The sequence below is a fragment of the Methanobrevibacter sp. TLL-48-HuF1 genome, from assembly GCF_023617305.1.
GTDB lineage: Archaea > Methanobacteriota > Methanobacteria > Methanobacteriales > Methanobacteriaceae > Methanocatella > Methanocatella intestini.
Genome location: NZ_CP081485.1, coordinates 410,888 through 428,562 on the forward strand (window position 1 = coordinate 410,888; position 17,675 = coordinate 428,562).

A 17,675-nucleotide genomic window follows, 5' to 3' on the forward strand; every position below is an offset into this window, starting at 1 on the left:
ATAAATTAAGAAGTTTATGCAGTTTCTACTACATTAACTTCTATTTCTCTTGGTTCTTTTAATACAGAACGTGTACTTAAAGCTCCTAAAAGCATAGTTGATAAATTATGTATCAGTGAAGATGTAGAAGGAGTTATAATTCCAAACATACCTAATGCAATTAAAGAACCGTTAATAGCAATTATACTATGATAATTAGTATCTATTTTATTTAACATACCAACACTTAATCTTCTAAGTGTTACTAAGTCATATAAATCATCAGACAGTAAAGAAACATCTGCAACTTCTCTGGCAATATCTGAAGAGTTTTTCATTGAAACAGATACATCAGCAGCAGCCAATGCAGGAGAATCATTAATTCCATCTCCAACCATAATAATAGTTCTGCCTTCTTCTTTTAAACTTTCAACAATACTTGCTTTATCTTCAGGAAGCACCTGAGAGCGATATTCAGTTATGCCTAATGCTTCAGCACCACTTTTTGCACCACTTTCACTGTCTCCAGTTAACATGATGACATTTTCAATGCCTAATCTTTTAAGCTCTTCAATAACATCCTTAGCTTCTTCCCTTACAGGGTCGTTAATACATATAATACCTTCAAGTTTATTGTCAATAGCCAGATAAACAACTGAATATTCACAGATTTTTTCGTCAATGAGTTTTTCATCTTCTTTGGATATTTCTACACCTTCATCATCAAACAGGAAGTGTCTGCTTCCTATAACAGCACGTTTGCCATTATAACTTGTTGCAATACCATGAGCTACAATGTATTCAACTTCACTATGGTCTTCCTCATGTTTTAGGCCTTCCTCTTCAGCTTGTTTTACAATAGCAGTAGCAATACTATGTGCAAAATGCTCTTCAATACATGCAGACATTCTTAAAATTTCATCTCTGGAATAATCTCCAAGAGAAATTACATCAACAACTTTTGGAGTTGCATTAGTAAGAGTTCCAGTTTTATCAAAGATTATTGTATCTGCAGTTGCGTATTTTTCAAGGAATTTTCCACCTTTAACCATCATCCTATTATCTGAAGCTTCTTTCATTGCTGAAATAACAGATAATGGAGTTGTTAATTTAAGTGCACATGAAAAATCAACCATTAAAACAGACAGTGCTTTTGTAGTATCCCTAGTTATTAAATAAGTAAGGAATGTTGTAAGGAAACTGTAAGGCACAATAGAGTCTGCCAATTCCTCAGCTTTACTTTGAGCATCTGCTTTCAATTCTTCTGAATTCTCAATAAGGTTGATAATTTTATTTAATCTGGTTTCTTTATCAAAAGAATAGACTTGAACAATTAAATTGCCCTCTTCGACAACGGTACCTGCGTGAACTGTTTTTCCAGGCATTTTATGGACAGCCAATGGTTCTCCAGTCATGGCTGCTTCATTAACCATTCCTTCACCATCAACAACTTTACCGTCCACAGGTATTACATCACCCATATGAACTTTAATTTTATCATCTTTGTTGATTTCAGATATAGGCTGTTGTATTTCCTCACCGTCTTCATTTACTACCCATACAGTATCAATATTTAAAGTTAAACTTTCTTTTAAAGTATTTTTTGTTTTTTGTAGTGTGTAGTCTTCAAGCAAATCAGAAATTGACAATAAGAACATCATGGAACTTGCCGGATCGAAATCTCTTTTAAGAAGTGATCCGGTAACTGCTGCTCCGTCAAGTAAAGCAACATCCACTCTGAAACTTGTTAAACTATCTAAAGCATGCCACATATATTTAGCAGCTCTATAAACAGTCAATAAATTTCTAATTGGAATAGGCAATACAATTTTACTTAATACCCTTCTCACAAGCATACCTGATAAATTAACCCAAAAATTATTAGTTAGCTCATTTGAACTCATATACATATCCGGTTCAATTTCAACCAGATCATCAGCAGTTATTTTATCAAGTGCTTCAAAGACTTTATCTCTGTTTTTAACATCATCATAATAGATTAAAATACTTCCGTTTCTATGAGATGTAAAAACTTTTTTAATAAAATTATTTTCTAAAAGCAATGCAGAAATACCATAACCTTCTTTTTCAGTGAAGGCTGCTTGACCTGAACGAACTCTAATACGAGTTCCGTTATTATACATTACTTGGTATTTCATGTTTTAAACCTTATTCGTCATCTTCAACATAAATTGCTTTTTTATCATCTTTATTAGCATCGACAACAATGTCTTCTGCATTTTGAACCATGTCCTGGTAACATTCTTCAGCATCTTTTTTTGCAGCTAAAACAGCAGCCATACCTTTAGTACAGCCTTCTTTTACAGCTTTAGATTCGAGGATTTTTTTACCTGCAATAGCTGCAGCTATTCCTCCAACAAAAATTAATGCATGTTTATGTTCCATTACTTTATCAATGTATTCTTCCATATTATTTCCTCCAAATATAATTATTATAAAACCTAATTTATTAGGTCTACCTAAAATTTATATCTGTCATATTATATAAATATATTAGGTATTCCTAAAAAAAATAATATGGAAATTAAATAAATTTAAAAATAAGAAAAAATAAGAAAAAACAGATAAAAGAAGAATAAATTTATTCTTTTTTATCATCTTTAAATAATTCGGCAATACCTGCAACTGAACCTAAAACACCACTAGATTCAAGAGGTAAAAAGACTTTACTTGCTTTTCCATCAGCTATTTTCTCAAGAGATTCCAAATACTTAATAGCTATTAAACCATCATCAGGATTTCCTTCATGGATCGCAGCATATACTTTTTCAATAGCTGCTGCTTCCCCTTCCGCTCTAAGAATTGCAGCCTGTTTATCTGCTTCAGCCATTTTCTTAATAGATTCTGCATTACCTTCAGCTTCAAGAATAGTTGCTTGTTTATCTCCTTCAGACTTTTTAATTTCAGATTGTTTATAACCTTCAGCTTCAAGAATAGATGCTCTTTTCATCCTTTCAGCTTTCATTTGTTTACTCATTGCATCAACAATATCCTGAGGAGGTTCAATTTTTTGAATTTCAACACGAACAACTCTACTACCCCACTTATCAGTAGCCTCATCCAATACTTCACGTAATTCTGCATTAATCATTTCACGGGAAGTTAATGTTTGGTCCAATTCCAAATCACCAATAATATTTCTTAAATTGGTTTGTGCAAGTTTGGTAATAGCCTGATAAAAGTCAACAACGTGATAGGTTGCATTAAAAGCATCTACCACTTCATAAAATATAACACAGTCAACGACAACAACAGTATTGTCTTTAGTAATAACTTCCTGAGGAGGTACATCTACAACCTGCTCTCTTAAATCTACTTTTTGCAATGTTTCAATAAATGGAATTAAAACAACAATTCCACTACCTACAGTTCTCTGATACTTACCTAATCTTTCAATAACCCCTTTTTCATAAGGTCTTAAAATTTTAATACATTTAATTCCAATAATGGCCAACAATATAACAATTAAAATTGCTATTTCAATCATATTATCCTCCCTAATCTATTTTTTTAACAATTAACTTAATGCTGTCAATTCCAATAACTTCCACTTTATCATTAATGTTTAAGTCATCTTCACTATATCCGGACCATTCTTCACCAGCTACTTTAATAACAACATTAGTTTTATTTAATTTCTTTAAAACAACACCTTTCTGCCCAATAAGTCTTTCAGCCGTTGCATTTTTACCTGCTTTTTTTGTTACTTTTTTAGCAAACTTTCTAGTGGATAATATTAAAATAAATGAAGAAACTGCAAATCCAATAAACTGAATATATGGATTAAAGCCTAAATAATTCAATATTATAGCTACAATTGATCCTACACCAAACCATACTAAAAAAAAGCTAGCAGTAACTAATTCCATTATAAAAAAGACAACCATCAAAGTTATCCAAATATAAATATCCATATGAATCTTTTTTAATATTTTTTATAGCTATTTGTTTAGCTATCATATAATTTATTTGTAATTTATTATACTTAATAATTAAGGTGATTTTCATAAAAGAGATAATTTAAATATAACAATTGTTAATAATATCTAATAAGAGGCAGTTCATATGGAATTTATCAAAACAATAAATGCAATTAAATGGAAAAATGGGAATTGCGAAAAAGTAGAAGAAAAAACTGTTGAAGATGAATATGCTTATTTATTTATTGATTATTTGCCTCCAAGAAAGTTTTCAGTTTATCCAAAAAACTTAGATGACTTTGCAATTGGATATTGTCTTGGAGAAGGTTTAATAAAAACAAATAATGATATAAAAAATATAAAAATAAGTGAAACAAATGTATTAGTTAAAACTCGTCTTAACCATACTCCTGAAGAGGACTTTGAGCAGGAAGGAATAGTCCAAAAAAGAAAAGGAGATTGCGAGCATGCATGCGTTTGCAGATTACTTGAATATCAGGGAGTAAATTCCGATAATGCCGGAGGAATCAGATCCCAATTAAAAACAATAACTCCAAATAATTCCACTTTAAAAATAGATGCAACACAAATTATAAAAGACATGGAAAATTTAAAAGAAAATGCTAAAATTTGGCAAGAAACAGGCAGTGTTCATGCAGCTCAATTAATTTATAAAGATAAAAGCATTATAAGAGAAGATGTTAGCAGACATGTAGCTGTAGATAAAGTTATTGGAGCTGCTTTTAAACTAGGATACGATTTAACACAATCATACCTTACATACAGTGGAAGAATGCCTGCAGATATGCTTATAAAAGTAATAAGAGTGGGAATTCCAATTATCATATCTAATGCAGCACCTGCAGCTTCAGGATATGAAATAGCTGAAAAAGGCAATATAACCATGGTTGGTTTTGTTAGAAATAACAGATTTAATCTCTACAGTGCTCCGCAGAGAATAAATCTTGAAAAATAAAAGAAGTAGTTTTTTCTATTGTGTTTCTAATTTTTTACAATTTAACTTTTATTCCCCCAAGCTTTTAAAAAGTACTGTTTTTTACTTTTTATTAACTAACTTCATTACTCCTTAACTCAACTCGCAATTTTTTTACTTATTTTCCTTCAATCCTTTTTATTTCTTTAATCATTTTATCAAAATCAGATTCAAAGGTTTTATCTTGTTTAACCCTAAATTTCTCATATTCACTTTTTGCAATTTCTTTAGCTTCTTTTGAGGATATTTTTCCTTTATCCAATAATCTTGGTAATTCATTTAAAGTAATATAACTGTCTAACACATTTTTCCAATCTGCCATACTTGTAGGAATTTTTCTCATAGCTCTATTTTCAGCTAATGTTAAAAAACCATCCACTAAAGTATTTAATAATTTAAGTTCCTTTTCTTTTAGATAATTTTTTGCTATTACAACATCACTTTGAATTATTTTCCCATTAGGTGATTTGCTCCAAGAAGTCAATCCCATATGTGGTTTATCACTGTCACTACGTTCTGAAATTATTTCTGCAGCAGTTTTTTCACTTACTGCATATATTAATTTATTTTGTACTGTAGCAAAAAATTCTTTTGTTATTTCAGATTCAAAATTATAATCATAACTTGTTGCATAAATATCAGTTATTTTCTGATTAAATCTTCTTTCAGAGGATCTAATTTCACGAATTTCTTCGAGTAACTCCTCAAAATAATCTTTAGTAAATCTTCCCCCTTTCTTCAGAAGTTCCTTATCTAATACAAAACCTTTAACCATATATTGCTTTAAAATAGCATTAGACCATTTACGAAACTGAGTGGCTTCTTTACTGTTTATTCTATACCCTATCGATATAATTGCATCAAGATTATACCATATTTGAGGCCTTCCTCCTTTTTTAGAGTTTATCAACTCTGAGTTGATAAACTCGGATTTCTCCTCAAATAATTTTTTGGAACTTAAACTAACTTCATTTTTATTTAACTCTCCATCCTGAACTATATTACTGAAATGCTTAGATATATTTTGAGTACTTGTTCCAAAAATTTCTGCAATAACTTTTTGACTAGCCCATAATGTATCATCACCAATAATAAATTCACCTTCAACAGATCCCTCTTCACTTTGATATAATAATTTTTCAACTAATTTAAATTCCACCATAATTTATATAACCTCTACACTTTACTCTCCAAAAAAAATTAATTATGTGTTTCTTGTTTTTATATTTATATTATAAGTTAATATAAATGTTTCTATTCAAAAAATTAACCTTAAAAATACAATATATTCAATAAAAATAATAAAATGCAAAACATTATTCAGTATAAAAAAATAAAACACATTGAGTTCTAAATTTTAGTGTTTAATTAGTTTTGTGAAATGTTAAGTTATTGTTCATTTTACAAAAAATACTATCACTTCATCCAAACCATTCATTTTATATTATAAAATATTTTCACTAAATTAATAAATCTTCAAAAACATGTCAACCACCTTTTAAGGTCTGTTTCATATGATATTCTTGTGTAGATTCAGTAAAAATCAGTTACATTTAAGTTTAAAGTTTCCATTCTAGCACAACCATTTGTACTCATAAATAATATTGCTGCTTTCATTAAGTTGTCTGCAACATCTAATGCGACTTTTATTACTTCATGATCGGGCAAATCTTTATAATTTATTGGTAGCGTGATTTTCAAGCTTTGTGTGATTATGGGTGGTAGTCTCTGTTGGGGGCGTAATTGTATTTGAGGACCAGTTCTTCCTCTTCTTCAGCCCCCAATAATTAGTTCGCAAAATGTTTTATTGTAAAATTTAGTGTATTGTTTTATTATTACTTTTATCCGTTTATAGGGGCTGAAGAGAGGTTTCTTTCTAACGAAAATTCTTTTAACAGTTTTCCATCATTGCCCATATTTCCTATTTTTACCTTTTTATTTTTTTTATTAAACTCTTATATGAAAGCATTTGAAAAATAAAAGAGGTAGTTTTTTCTATTGTGTTTCTGCAACGCTATTTAAAATTTGAACAGCCTTACTGAAAGCAGGCATTCCAGAAGTTAAAAGGACAATTTTCAAAACATCCATTATTTCTTCTTTAGTAATGTCTAATTCCTGCATTCCACTTTTTATTTGTTTTTTAGTAGCTCTTGGATCTGCTCTTGAAGCTGTAATTCCAATAGCTATTAATTTTTGGGTTTTATAATCAAGAGCATGTCCGTCATAAACTACTTCACTTATATTTTTAACAAGGTCATAAAGGTCAGGATATTCTCCTTCAAGTTCATGAATTCCTTTTCCATAAAAAACTTCATCTTTCATATAACCACTCACCTTAATTGATTGGTTATTATATAAAAAATAAGTTATATATAAATGTAATCAGTTATTTTCAATAGCTTCACGAACTTTTTTAATAGCTATTTCCTTTTTAGCAGGATATGCTGCTATTTTGACTTTAAGATGAATTGAATCTCCAGAATCTACAATTTTAATTTTTTCATTAATTGCATCTTCCTTAGATAATCGTAAAAATAAATTTCCTTTATCATCAACTTTACGTTCCAAATCATTATTTAATTTATCAAGTTGATTTTGGTCTAATTCTAAAAGTAAATTAAAAAAAGCTTTTGTTTGTCTTTTCTTATCTACAACACCAGACAGTATAATGATTTTATCTTCCATTAATCCTTCTGCATCTTCACTTTCAATTTCAGCATCTGGAAATATGTTGTAGATGGCCTGAGTTAATTCATCGAGATTTTCACTCTCATAAACAAACTCTCTAAATCTGATATTATGAATCATTTTATCAAAAAAGGTATTAAGAAAGGAGATTTATTTTTTTCTCCTTGCTTGTTCACTACCTTTTCCTTTGGAAGTTAATCCACGTCCTTTAGTTCCAGCACTAGTTAAGCCTCTGAGAGCTCTGTTAGTGTGTTTTTTGGAGCAAATCCAATTGATTTTTTCATCATTAACAATAGAAGGACTTTGTGGATCTACTAAGATAACTTCATAATATTTATATTTACCGTCAGCCCATACCCAGTAAGAGTTTAATACTTCTAAATTAGGGTATTTTTTAGCTACACGTTCTTCAGCAATCCTTTGAATGGATTTAGCTTGAGTAATTTTGTTTACACCCATTCTTTTAGGTTTACGTCCTCCGATAAAACGAGATTTCCTTCTTCCACCACGTCTTACTCTGGTTCTTACTAAAACGAAACCTTTTTTAGCTCTGTAACCTAAACTTCTAGCTCTATCAAGCCTGGTTGGTCTTTCAATTCTTTGAACTGCTGATTGCCTTCTCCATTTAGGAGCTCTTTCCCACATTAATTCCCTTACATAGGATTCATCTGGGTTTTTCCATGCATCTCTAATATATTTATACATAATAACACCTTTTGTTCAGCTTTTTTAAAAAGCCACATCCATGAGACATTGTCTCGAAAAAAGTTATGTAATCGTCAATAAATCAACGATAATGAAATATTTGTTTTATTTATTTATAAAGTTTTGGTCAAATTTATAAAGAAAAATTAGTGTTAACCAATTATTTATAATTAATTCCATATAAATATTAATGAGGATGAAAAGTATGAAAATGCCTGATAAATTAGATTCAAAACTGCTGGCCCCTTGTGGAATAAACTGTATTAGCTGTGAAAGGTATCAAAATCCATGTGTAGGATGTTTAATAGGTGATGACGGAAAAACTAAAGCTAGTTTAAAATGTAAAATAAAATCCTGCTTTGATACAAAGAATTTTAGCTATTGCGGAAGATGCAGTGAATTTCCCTGCCCCCAAATGAAAAAACACAGCAAAAAGTATATTAAAAGATATGATTTAAATACTTTAGAAAGTGCCAAAAGAATAAAAAATATAGGCATTGGTAAAATAACAGATTCAGACCGTGAAAAATGGACCTGTCCCAAATGCGGAGGAGTAATTAAATTTCAAACTAAAAAATGCAGTGAATGTGACTATTCATTATAACTCTTTTTTTAAAAGTAATACTTATAGCTAAAATAAGCCAATAAAAGTAATACTTCCTTATTTTTTAAAAAATAATACTTAATATATAAATAAAATAAAAAAAAGTAATACTTAATACTTTTAGGCAAAATAAAGCATTTTAATAATACTTTTTTTAGTAAACCTTATTAATTATTATGATAATACAAATTATTAGGTTGTTATTATATCATACTAAATATCGGATTGATATTACTAACAAGCTACTTTTTTAATAATTGAAACGAAATGTGAAAAAAATGGATAGAAAATATCTTATAGGTGCAATACTTGCAATTATTGTTATAATTATAGGATGTGCTGTTTATCTCGGACAGTCACATGTAGAACGTGCTGATGACGAACTTGTAGTTGCAGCTTACAGTCACGGAGGAGAACCAGAATCTGGTTTTGATCCGATTTTAGGTTGGAACTATTATTCAGAACCTTTAATACAAAGTACTTTGTTAAAAATGAACAGAAACATGACTTATAGAAATGATTTAGCCACTAATTATACTATAAGTGATGATTATAAAACATACACTGTTCAAATAAGAGATGATGTTAAATTTAGCGACAACACAACATTAGATGCTGAAGATGTTGCATTTACATATAATGAAGCTAAAAAAACTGGAGCTAGCTTAGACTTAAGTAATATGAATAATGCAACTGCAATAAATCCAACTACTGTGCAATTTGATTTAAACAACTCAGATTCCACTTTCCTAGATAAATTAGCATATATTGGTATAGTACCATCTGATTCCTACAACAATGAAACTTATGGAAGCAATCCTGTTGGATCAGGACCATATAAATTTGCTCAATGGGATAAAGGCCAGCAAGTAATTTTAGAAAAAAATGACAATTATTACGGAGACCAACCTGAATTCAAAAAATTAACTATTCTTTTCGCTCAAAATGAAGCTGCATTTAATGCTGCTAAAAATAAAGAAGTAGATGTATCTGCTGTACCTTTAGCTTATGCAAAAGAAAATGTTGACGGATACAATATGTACCTTTTAGATACCATTGATGTAAGGGGAATTTCCCTACCAACTACAATGAATACAGGTGAAAAGAATCCTGACGGTGCCGATGTAGGTAACAATGTAACTGGAGATATCGCAATTAGAAAAGCTCTAAACTATGGTATTGACAGAACCAGCCTTTGTGAAGGTGCATTAAACGGAATCGGATATCCTAATTACGACGGAATTGCTCACCAATTACCATGGGCAAACAATGCAACTGCTATTGAAGACGGAGACATTGCAAAAGCAAATGAAACCTTGGAAAAAGCAGGATGGGTTGACAGTGATGGTGATGGAATCCGTGAGAAAAACGGGACAAAAGCATCCTTTGAACTATATTACTCATCTGATGCTCCTGAAAGACAAGCAATTGCAGTTTCTGTTTCTGAACAAGCAAAAGAAATGGGTATTGAAGTAAAAGCTATTGGTTCTAATTGGGATGAAATGGATGGAGTTAAAAATTCACAAGCCATTATCTGGGGATTCGGAAGTACTGACCCATCAACAATCTGGTCAGAATACCACAGTTCCCAGGCAGGTATTGGCTACAATAACCCAGCATATGTAAACGACAGTGTTATTGACCAACATATTGACAATGCATTTAAACAATCACGTGAAAGTTCATATTCCGAATGGTCTAACGCAGTTTGGGACGGCAGCCATGGTATTTCACCACAAGGTAACGCATCATGGTTATGGATCGGTGAAATCAAATACGGATATTTCGTAGATGATAGTTTAGACATATCCAATGATACTGCTCTTTTACAACCTCACGGAGGAGACATATTTGGAAACATATATGACTGGAAACGTGTTTCATCAATAGAAAAATGATTTAAATGATTCAAATCATTTAAAATCATTTTATTACTTTTTTTGGACAACGATATTATGTCAAATTATGAAAAAATACTCAAATTTTTAGGATATCGGCTGGTAAGATTTATCATCCTACTTATTGCAATTATTATAATTAGCTTTATAATGGTCGATTTATCACCAATCAATCCTGTAAAGACTTATATCAGTAATATGATTGTCAGTCCCGAACAAGTTGCCGCATTGGAATCCTATTGGGGTGTTAATGAACCTATAACTGCCAAAATAATAAATTGGTTAGGCAATATTATTCATGGTGATTTAGGAAATTCATTAATATTTAGAATACCTGTTATAGATGTTATTAAAGAGAAATTTTTCGCATCATTAATTTTAATGATGACATCCTGGGCAATATCAGGAGTTCTTGGATTTTTATTAGGAATTGTTGCAGGGTATAAAAAAGATACCTGGATTGACAAAGCAATTAAAGTTTACTGTTACATTTTACAGTCTGCTCCAACATTTTGGATTGCATTAATTATATTAATGGTATTCAGTATTCAGCTTGGATGGTTCCCTTCAGGACTTGGAGTTCCAATTGGAAGTTTAAGCCAGGATGTAACTATATGGGAATGGTTAAACCGTTTAATTTTACCAGCATTTACATTAAGTATCTTAGGTGTAGCTCAAATTGCATTGTATACCAGAGATAAGTTAATTGAAGAAATGAACAGTGATTATTTCTTATTTGCAAAAGCAAGAGGAGAACACGGATGGTCACTTATTAAAAGACACGGAATCAGAAATGTTCTTTTGCCAGCAATTACACTGCAATTTTTAAGTTTCAGCGAACTGTTTGGAGGAGCAGTTCTTGTAGAACAAGTATTTACATATCCCGGAATTGGACAGGCTGCAGTTTCAGCAGGTTTAAGAAGTGATGTTCCATTATTATTGGGAATTGTCATATTCAGTGCAATATTCGTTTATGTAGGTAATTTAATAGCAGATATTATTTACAACTTTGTAGACCCTAGAATTAAAGAAGGTGAAGAGGATGGTCAATAAAAACAAAAAAACATCAAAATTAAATATGAATCTAAGAACAAAAACATTATTGACTATATCTTTAATAGTATTACTTTTAGTTTTAGTAATAATTACCAGCTTATCCATAAATCCCGGAGATATTAAAACAAATTTCCAGCTAATGAACCAGGCTCCGTCATTTGAACACTTATTCGGTACTGACTGGATAGGCAGAGATATGTTTACCCGTACATTAAAAGGATTAGGATTAAGTATCCAGATTGGAATTGTTGCATCAATATTAAGTAGTATAATAGCAGTGATTCTTGGATTATTGTCCAGTTTCAACAAATATTTTGATACTTTTGTTTCATGGATTGTAGATTTATTCCTGTCTGTGCCTCACATATTGGCAATAATTCTTATTTCAATTGCATTAGGAGGAGGGGCATTTGGAGTTACTGTCGGTGTTGCATTGACACACTGGACATCCCTAACAAGAGTTCTTAGAGCTGAAATAAAACAGATTCAAACTTCAGAATATGTAAAACTATCTAAAAACCTTGGAAAATCTAAACTTTGGATAGCTACAAAACAGATATTGCCTTTAATTGTAAGTCAGATAATAGTTGGAACTATATTAATTTTCCCTCATGCAATTATGCACGAAGCCAGTGTTACATTTTTAGGATTCGGATTATCTCCTCACGAACCTGCTATTGGAGTTATCTTATCTGAATCAATGAAATATCTCGCAACTGGAAACTGGTGGTTAGCACTATTCCCTGGTTTATCTTTATTAATAATTGTATTGCTCTTTGATATAGTTGGAGAAAATATTAAAAAATTACTTAATCCGGCAAGTGCAAATAACTAGGAAGTGTCAAGATGAATAAACTATTAGATGTTAATAATGTATCAATCTCATTTATACAATACACAAAAGGATTAAAACAGCAAAATCTCAAAGTAATTACAGATTTAACCTTGGATATTGAAGAAGGGGAAATTTTAGCAGTATTAGGTTCAAGCGGATCTGGAAAAAGTTTATTAGCACATGCAATATTAGGCATTTTACCTGATAATGCTGATTTAAATGGAGAAATAAAATATAACGGAAATGTTTTAAATCAAAAAGCAAAAGAAGAAATTCGAGGAAAAGAAATTTCATTAATTCCACAGTCCGTTAATTTTTTAGACCCTTTAATGAAAATAGCTGACCAGGTTATTGGAGAATGTGAAACTGAAGAGGAATGCCGTGAAAAACAAATAAAACAAAGAAAAATATTTGAAAAATACGGATTAAGTGAAGATGTTGACAATATGTACCCATTCCAATTATCCGGAGGAATGGCAAGACGTGTTTTAATTTCAACAGCTCTTCTTTCAAACCCTAAATTAATAATTGCTGATGAACCAACTCCAGGATTAGATCAAAAATCAGTTAAAGAAACCTTAAATTATCTAAAACAGATGGCTGATGACAATGTAGGGGTACTGTTAATTACTCACGACATTTATGCAGCTTTAGAAGTTGCCAACAGAATTTGTATATTTTATTCCGGTTTTGTAATTGAAATAGTTGATACAAAAGACTTTAAAGAAGGTAAAAACTTATTACATCCATATACTCAGGCATTATATGAAGCATTGCCTAAAAATGGATTTAAACTAACTAAAGGGCATCAGCCATTACACGGAGAAATTCCAAACGGATGTCCGTACTATGACAGGTGTGATTCTCCTTTAGAATACTGTAATGAAAAAAGACCTAACTTAATTAACAACATCAGATGTTTTAAATACAATCAGGAGGAATAAAATGGAATTAATTGGAAAAAACATAACCTACAAATATCCTTCTTCAAAAAAATATGTTTTAAAAGATGTGGATATCACATTAAACAGCGATAAAATTACTGGACTAATTGGAGAAAGCGGAAAGGGTAAATCAACATTGTGTAAAATATTATCTAATTATATTCCAAAATATGATGGGGAAGTTTATCTGGATAATCAGATACTTCCTAAAAATGGATTTTGCCCTGTTCAATTAATTTTTCAGCACCCTGAAAAAGTAATGAATCCAAAATGGAAAATGAAAGATATTTTAGAAGAATCCTGGAATGTCAGTGATGATTTAATAAGTGAATTTGGTATTCAGCAGTCATGGATGAGCAGATATCCAAGTGAGCTTTCAGGTGGAGAACTGCAAAGATACTCTGTTTTAAGATCACTGAATCCGAAAACAAAGTTTTTAATAGCTGATGAAATGACAACAATGCTTGATGCAGTCACACAGGTGCAAATATTGGATTCAGTTATTAAAATTATTAAAAAAAGAAAAATGGGATTACTTATTGTAAGTCATGACTTAGACTTAATCGATACCATTTGTGATGATAAAATTTATTTAAAAGATATTAATAATATTTAAACTATTAATATCTTATTTTCTAGCTTTTCCTACTTTACGGGCGATTACCAATTCCCCAACAGATATTAATCCTGCAAAGAAATTTTCAAGACCTTTGGTTGCCCAAATAGCCTCACCAAAAGTAGCTTCCCTTATTGTTGCTTCATAATCTTCAGGTTTTACTTTTTTACCGGTTGCCCTTTTAGAAACAATAGCTGCTGCAGCCATTAATTCATCCCATGTTACACCTTTTAACTGTTTGCACATTGCAACATATAACTTGTAAACTTTAATATCATAAAGTGCAGACAAAAGTTCTACAATATCACAAGCACGAATCATTCCCACAACCTGATTATCATCATTTAAAACAGGTACAGTAACAAATTTATTGTTTGCTGTTTCTATAACTGCAAGTCTTGAAGGTGCATTTTCATTGATAGTAGTTATTTCTTCATAGGAACTCATGATTTCCTTAATTTTATCATTACCTTCACGCAACCCCTTAGTAATTTCAAAAGAAGTTACCCATCCAACCAAATGTTTATTATCATCTACAACAGGGCATGTGAACCTACGTATTTTTTCCATGGTGATAGAAACATCTTTAACACTGTCCTCAGGACTTATATATACAAATTTTTTATCCATTAACTCTTTAGCTTTCATAAAACAACCCCTTTAGTCAATTTCAACAAAGTTCAACGCCCCAACAGGACAGTGACTTGTACAATTAATACATCTTATGCATTTATCATTATTCAATACCACTTTCTCTTCGTCTAACCAAATAGCTTCCACAGGACAGTTCTCTTCACACAAATAACAGTTAACACATTCGTCCTGATTAATTTCAAGATTTTTAGTGTGAACAATAGGTCCAATAGTTCTGTCTAATTTAACAGAGTCATTTTCGCAAAATTGAACACAGGCCCCGCATCCAATACATAACTTTTTATTAATGACCGGATACAATACATCATCTTCCAGTTCAATATCAACATCAATGTCTAATTCTTCAAAATAGGACTTGAACTCCAATGTGAAAGCATCAGTTGGGCAAAATTTAGCACAGTTATCGTAATTGGCAAGATCAGAATAATCAATAGAAATATCATTCATTCTAACTACTCTATGAGGACGACTAATACTAGCTAAATTATATTCAATAGCCTCATCACCTTCATCATGATTATATGAAACTTTATTGTCTATTAATTTAATAGCTGAAACAGGACATGTTTGAACACATATTTCACATTTAACACAATCATGAGTGATTTTAGCTATTTTAAAAATATTAGCTGGTTCAATAGCATCAACCGGACATTGGTCAACACACATATTACATCTTATACAACGTGGTGCTATAGCAATGATTTCTTTTTGAGAAAAGAATTTATTTAACTCAAACTGAAAATCATCCCCACTATCATGTATTTCCACAGATTTTAAGAGAATTTCACGCTCCAAACTACTTATCTGCTTATCAAAAGATATATTCATACTATTACCAACTGAATAATTTTTTATTTAATTTTTGTTTTTAATAATTAATAAAGATTATTTAATTTATAAATTCCTTTAAATCTTTTAAATTAGGGAATTTTTCCATTCCAAAACCTTCAATTGCCTTACTAGCTACCCAATTTCCAATTTTACAAGATTCTTCAAGAGAATAACCATTTAATTTACCGTATAAAAATCCGCTGTTAAAGCTATCTCCGGCACCTGTTGTATCAACAACACTGCATTCGTAGGTGCCAACATCACATTCCTCACTATCAGTAATTGCAAAAACACCTTCGGAACCTTTTTTAACAACAACAGTCTGAATACCTTCATCCAAAATATGAACAGCTATTTCTTTTACAGACAATTCATCAGCACAGTCAATAGCTTTGTAATAATCTTCATACAATAATCTTAATTCATTTTCATTAATTAACAAAATATCTGTTTTATCCAAAATCGGCTTTAACTCTTTTAATCCTTTTTGAACATATAACATTCCAGGATCAAAGCTCAGTAAAGTATTATCATTAAGTTTGTCCAGCAGTTCGATTTGAGTCTTGAATGAATCGCCAACAAAGGAAGTGTAATGCATTATTTTACATTTTGAAAGATTCAATAAATTAATTTCATCCAGTACTATTTCATCATTAACTCCAGGATCAACATAAAGACAGCGTTCACCTTTTTCATCAACAAAACCTAATACTTTACCGGTGTTGCCTTTATCTGCATAAATCAAATTATTAGTATAAACTTCATTCATGGCCAAATTCAGTTCAATCAAATCTCCATCATCATCTTCAGCTATTTTACCAATTATGGATGTTGGACATCCTAATCTGGCCAGCCCGATTACAGTATTTGCTGCAGATCCTCCAGGAGTATCTTTTTGAGATTTAATGAAACTTTCCTCATCCTTACATGCAATATTTTCTACTGTATGCAATTTGTCAACATTCAAAGCTCCAAAACCTATTACATCAACATTAATGTCACTGTCTAAAAATTCCATTTTAAAACCTTATTTTAGAATATCTAATAAATTAATATTTTTGTCTCCAAGTTTTCCGTCATAATTACCTGCAGATATGCTAATTACACCATCAACTTCCAAAGCAGCATCAATTCCTGCTTTTACAGCTTCATTCATTGCATCTTCACTTACTGCATTAATTACAATTTCAGGAATATAATTAACTTCACCAGGAACTTTAGATTCACTGCCTAAACGCTCTTTTAAAGAAGGACAGTAAACATGATTTGTAGTAGGTCCGATTTCAGGATAATTAGTTTCCGGTTTTGAAGCTGCAGAACATATGTCAAATGGTGCAATAGCTCCGGCAACTGATTGAATTGCATCAAGAGCTCTTTTTCCACCTTCCAAAACAGCTTCCTGAGTTTCACACAAATACCAGAAGTTGCCTCCCATAGTACCTTTGTTTAAAGATAATTTTTCTTCAATTTGGAAATCAGGTACTGCAATTGGAACATTAATCAATTTACGGCCATATTCTTCTACAGTCCATTCATAGCCGTCACCACAATGTCCGACAATATCCATCATTTCTATATATTCATCACTTTTTTCATCAGGATAATCAAAAACCCTCATAAATGGTTTGACTAAAATATCCTGCCTAATCCTGTAAGATAATTCAAATGCGAATTTTTCAACATTATCTCCACCAAGCCAGTATTGTACTACTGCACCGTATCTGCCGTCAGGAGTTTCGCTTTTTGCTAAGAATCCTTCAACTCCACCTTCAACTCTTCCGATTACAGCACTTGGAGTGGATGTTGAATCATAAGCTGCTCTTTCAACTAATTCTTTAGTAGGGCCGGTTATTAAAGCTCTTACATATTGGCCTTCAAAAGCTTCAAAAAATGTATTTTCTACTTTTTCATAACTCATTATATTACC

20 protein-coding genes are annotated in these 17,675 nt (G+C 31.1%); 7 read left to right on the forward strand and 13 right to left on the reverse strand.

Annotation, left to right across the window (positions count from 1 at the left end; translation table 11 throughout):
• Positions 1–14: 14 nt before the first annotated feature.
• From K4897_RS01970 to K4897_RS01985, 4 genes are all read right to left on the reverse strand, one after another.
• Positions 15–2,138 carry a heavy metal translocating P-type ATPase gene (locus tag K4897_RS01970; protein WP_250416395.1) on the reverse strand — a complete coding sequence of 708 codons (2,124 nt, stop codon included), beginning with the start codon at positions 2,136–2,138 and terminating at the stop codon, positions 15–17.
• Between the two features lie 10 nt (positions 2,139–2,148).
• The gene (locus K4897_RS01975) at positions 2,149–2,409 is read right to left on the reverse strand and encodes a DUF6110 family protein (protein ID WP_004034410.1); all 261 of its coding nucleotides are present in this window, start codon (positions 2,407–2,409) and stop codon (positions 2,149–2,151) included.
• A 172-nt stretch (positions 2,410–2,581) separates the two neighbouring features.
• A complete protein-coding gene (locus K4897_RS01980) occupies positions 2,582–3,487 on the reverse strand; it encodes an SPFH domain-containing protein (RefSeq protein ID WP_019264209.1) in 906 nt (301 codons plus the stop codon).
• 10 nt (positions 3,488–3,497) lie between these two features.
• Positions 3,498–3,914: an NfeD family protein gene (locus K4897_RS01985; protein WP_250416397.1), complete on the reverse strand. Its 417-nt coding sequence runs from the start codon at positions 3,912–3,914 to the stop codon at positions 3,498–3,500.
• 151 nt (positions 3,915–4,065) lie between these two features.
• Here K4897_RS01985 and fdhD point away from each other — a divergent pair, with 151 nt between their 5' ends.
• Positions 4,066–4,896: a formate dehydrogenase accessory sulfurtransferase FdhD gene (fdhD, locus tag K4897_RS01990; RefSeq protein WP_094516148.1), complete on the forward strand. Its 831-nt coding sequence runs from the start codon at positions 4,066–4,068 to the stop codon at positions 4,894–4,896.
• 136 nt (positions 4,897–5,032) lie between these two features.
• Here fdhD and rhuM read toward each other — a convergent pair whose 3' ends face one another.
• The 5 genes from rhuM to K4897_RS02015 all read right to left on the reverse strand — a co-directional run bounded on the left by rhuM (position 5,033) and on the right by K4897_RS02015 (position 8,307).
• A complete protein-coding gene (gene rhuM / locus K4897_RS01995) occupies positions 5,033–6,076 on the reverse strand; it encodes a RhuM family protein (protein ID WP_094516149.1) in 1,044 nt (347 codons plus the stop codon).
• A 371-nt stretch (positions 6,077–6,447) separates the two neighbouring features.
• On the reverse strand, positions 6,448–6,615 hold the full coding sequence (locus K4897_RS02000; RefSeq protein WP_172439995.1) for a hypothetical protein: 168 nt from the start codon (positions 6,613–6,615) through the stop codon (positions 6,448–6,450).
• 294 nt (positions 6,616–6,909) lie between these two features.
• Positions 6,910–7,236: a carboxymuconolactone decarboxylase family protein gene (locus tag K4897_RS02005; protein ID WP_019267564.1), complete on the reverse strand. Its 327-nt coding sequence runs from the start codon at positions 7,234–7,236 to the stop codon at positions 6,910–6,912.
• Between the two features lie 60 nt (positions 7,237–7,296).
• On the reverse strand, positions 7,297–7,722 hold the full coding sequence (locus K4897_RS02010) for an RNA-binding protein (RefSeq protein WP_094516150.1): 426 nt from the start codon (positions 7,720–7,722) through the stop codon (positions 7,297–7,299).
• Between the two features lie 30 nt (positions 7,723–7,752).
• Positions 7,753–8,307, reverse strand: a complete 555-nt coding sequence (locus tag K4897_RS02015; RefSeq protein WP_004034464.1) for a 50S ribosomal protein L15e — start codon at positions 8,305–8,307, stop codon at positions 7,753–7,755.
• A gap of 205 nt (positions 8,308–8,512) precedes the next feature.
• Here K4897_RS02015 and K4897_RS02020 point away from each other — a divergent pair, with 205 nt between their 5' ends.
• The 6 genes from K4897_RS02020 to K4897_RS02045 all read left to right on the forward strand — a co-directional run bounded on the left by K4897_RS02020 (position 8,513) and on the right by K4897_RS02045 (position 14,260).
• Positions 8,513–8,911, forward strand: coding sequence for a DUF3795 domain-containing protein (locus tag K4897_RS02020; protein ID WP_094516151.1), 399 nt, complete (start codon positions 8,513–8,515; stop codon positions 8,909–8,911).
• 278 nt (positions 8,912–9,189) lie between these two features.
• The gene (locus K4897_RS02025; RefSeq protein WP_019267588.1) at positions 9,190–10,809 is read left to right on the forward strand and encodes an ABC transporter substrate-binding protein; all 1,620 of its coding nucleotides are present in this window, start codon (positions 9,190–9,192) and stop codon (positions 10,807–10,809) included.
• Positions 10,810–10,866: 57 nt separating this feature from the next.
• Positions 10,867–11,862 carry an ABC transporter permease gene (locus tag K4897_RS02030; RefSeq protein ID WP_094516153.1) on the forward strand — a complete coding sequence of 332 codons (996 nt, stop codon included), beginning with the start codon at positions 10,867–10,869 and terminating at the stop codon, positions 11,860–11,862.
• A complete protein-coding gene (locus K4897_RS02035) occupies positions 11,852–12,700 on the forward strand; it encodes an ABC transporter permease (protein ID WP_011953815.1) in 849 nt (282 codons plus the stop codon). The genes K4897_RS02030 and K4897_RS02035 overlap by 11 nt, the downstream gene beginning before the upstream one ends.
• 11 nt (positions 12,701–12,711) lie before the next feature.
• Complete coding sequence (locus K4897_RS02040; RefSeq protein WP_011953816.1) at positions 12,712–13,644, forward strand: ABC transporter ATP-binding protein; 933 nt, start codon at positions 12,712–12,714, stop codon at positions 13,642–13,644.
• Position 13,645: 1 nt separating this feature from the next.
• The gene (locus K4897_RS02045) at positions 13,646–14,260 is read left to right on the forward strand and encodes an ABC transporter ATP-binding protein (RefSeq protein ID WP_004034476.1); all 615 of its coding nucleotides are present in this window, start codon (positions 13,646–13,648) and stop codon (positions 14,258–14,260) included.
• Between the two features lie 12 nt (positions 14,261–14,272).
• Here K4897_RS02045 and K4897_RS02050 read toward each other — a convergent pair whose 3' ends face one another.
• The 4 genes from K4897_RS02050 to K4897_RS02065 form a co-directional block, all read right to left on the reverse strand.
• Entirely contained in the window at positions 14,273–14,908 is a 636-nt protein-coding gene (locus tag K4897_RS02050; RefSeq protein ID WP_004034478.1) for an HPP family protein, read from the reverse strand.
• A gap of 12 nt (positions 14,909–14,920) precedes the next feature.
• Entirely contained in the window at positions 14,921–15,745 is an 825-nt protein-coding gene (locus K4897_RS02055) for a 4Fe-4S binding protein (RefSeq protein ID WP_004034738.1), read from the reverse strand.
• A 61-nt stretch (positions 15,746–15,806) separates the two neighbouring features.
• A complete protein-coding gene (locus K4897_RS02060; protein ID WP_004034482.1) occupies positions 15,807–16,766 on the reverse strand; it encodes a carbohydrate kinase family protein in 960 nt (319 codons plus the stop codon).
• 9 nt (positions 16,767–16,775) lie between these two features.
• Complete coding sequence (locus tag K4897_RS02065) at positions 16,776–17,666, reverse strand: formylmethanofuran--tetrahydromethanopterin N-formyltransferase (RefSeq protein WP_250416400.1); 891 nt, start codon at positions 17,664–17,666, stop codon at positions 16,776–16,778.
• Positions 17,667–17,675 lie beyond the last annotated feature (9 nt).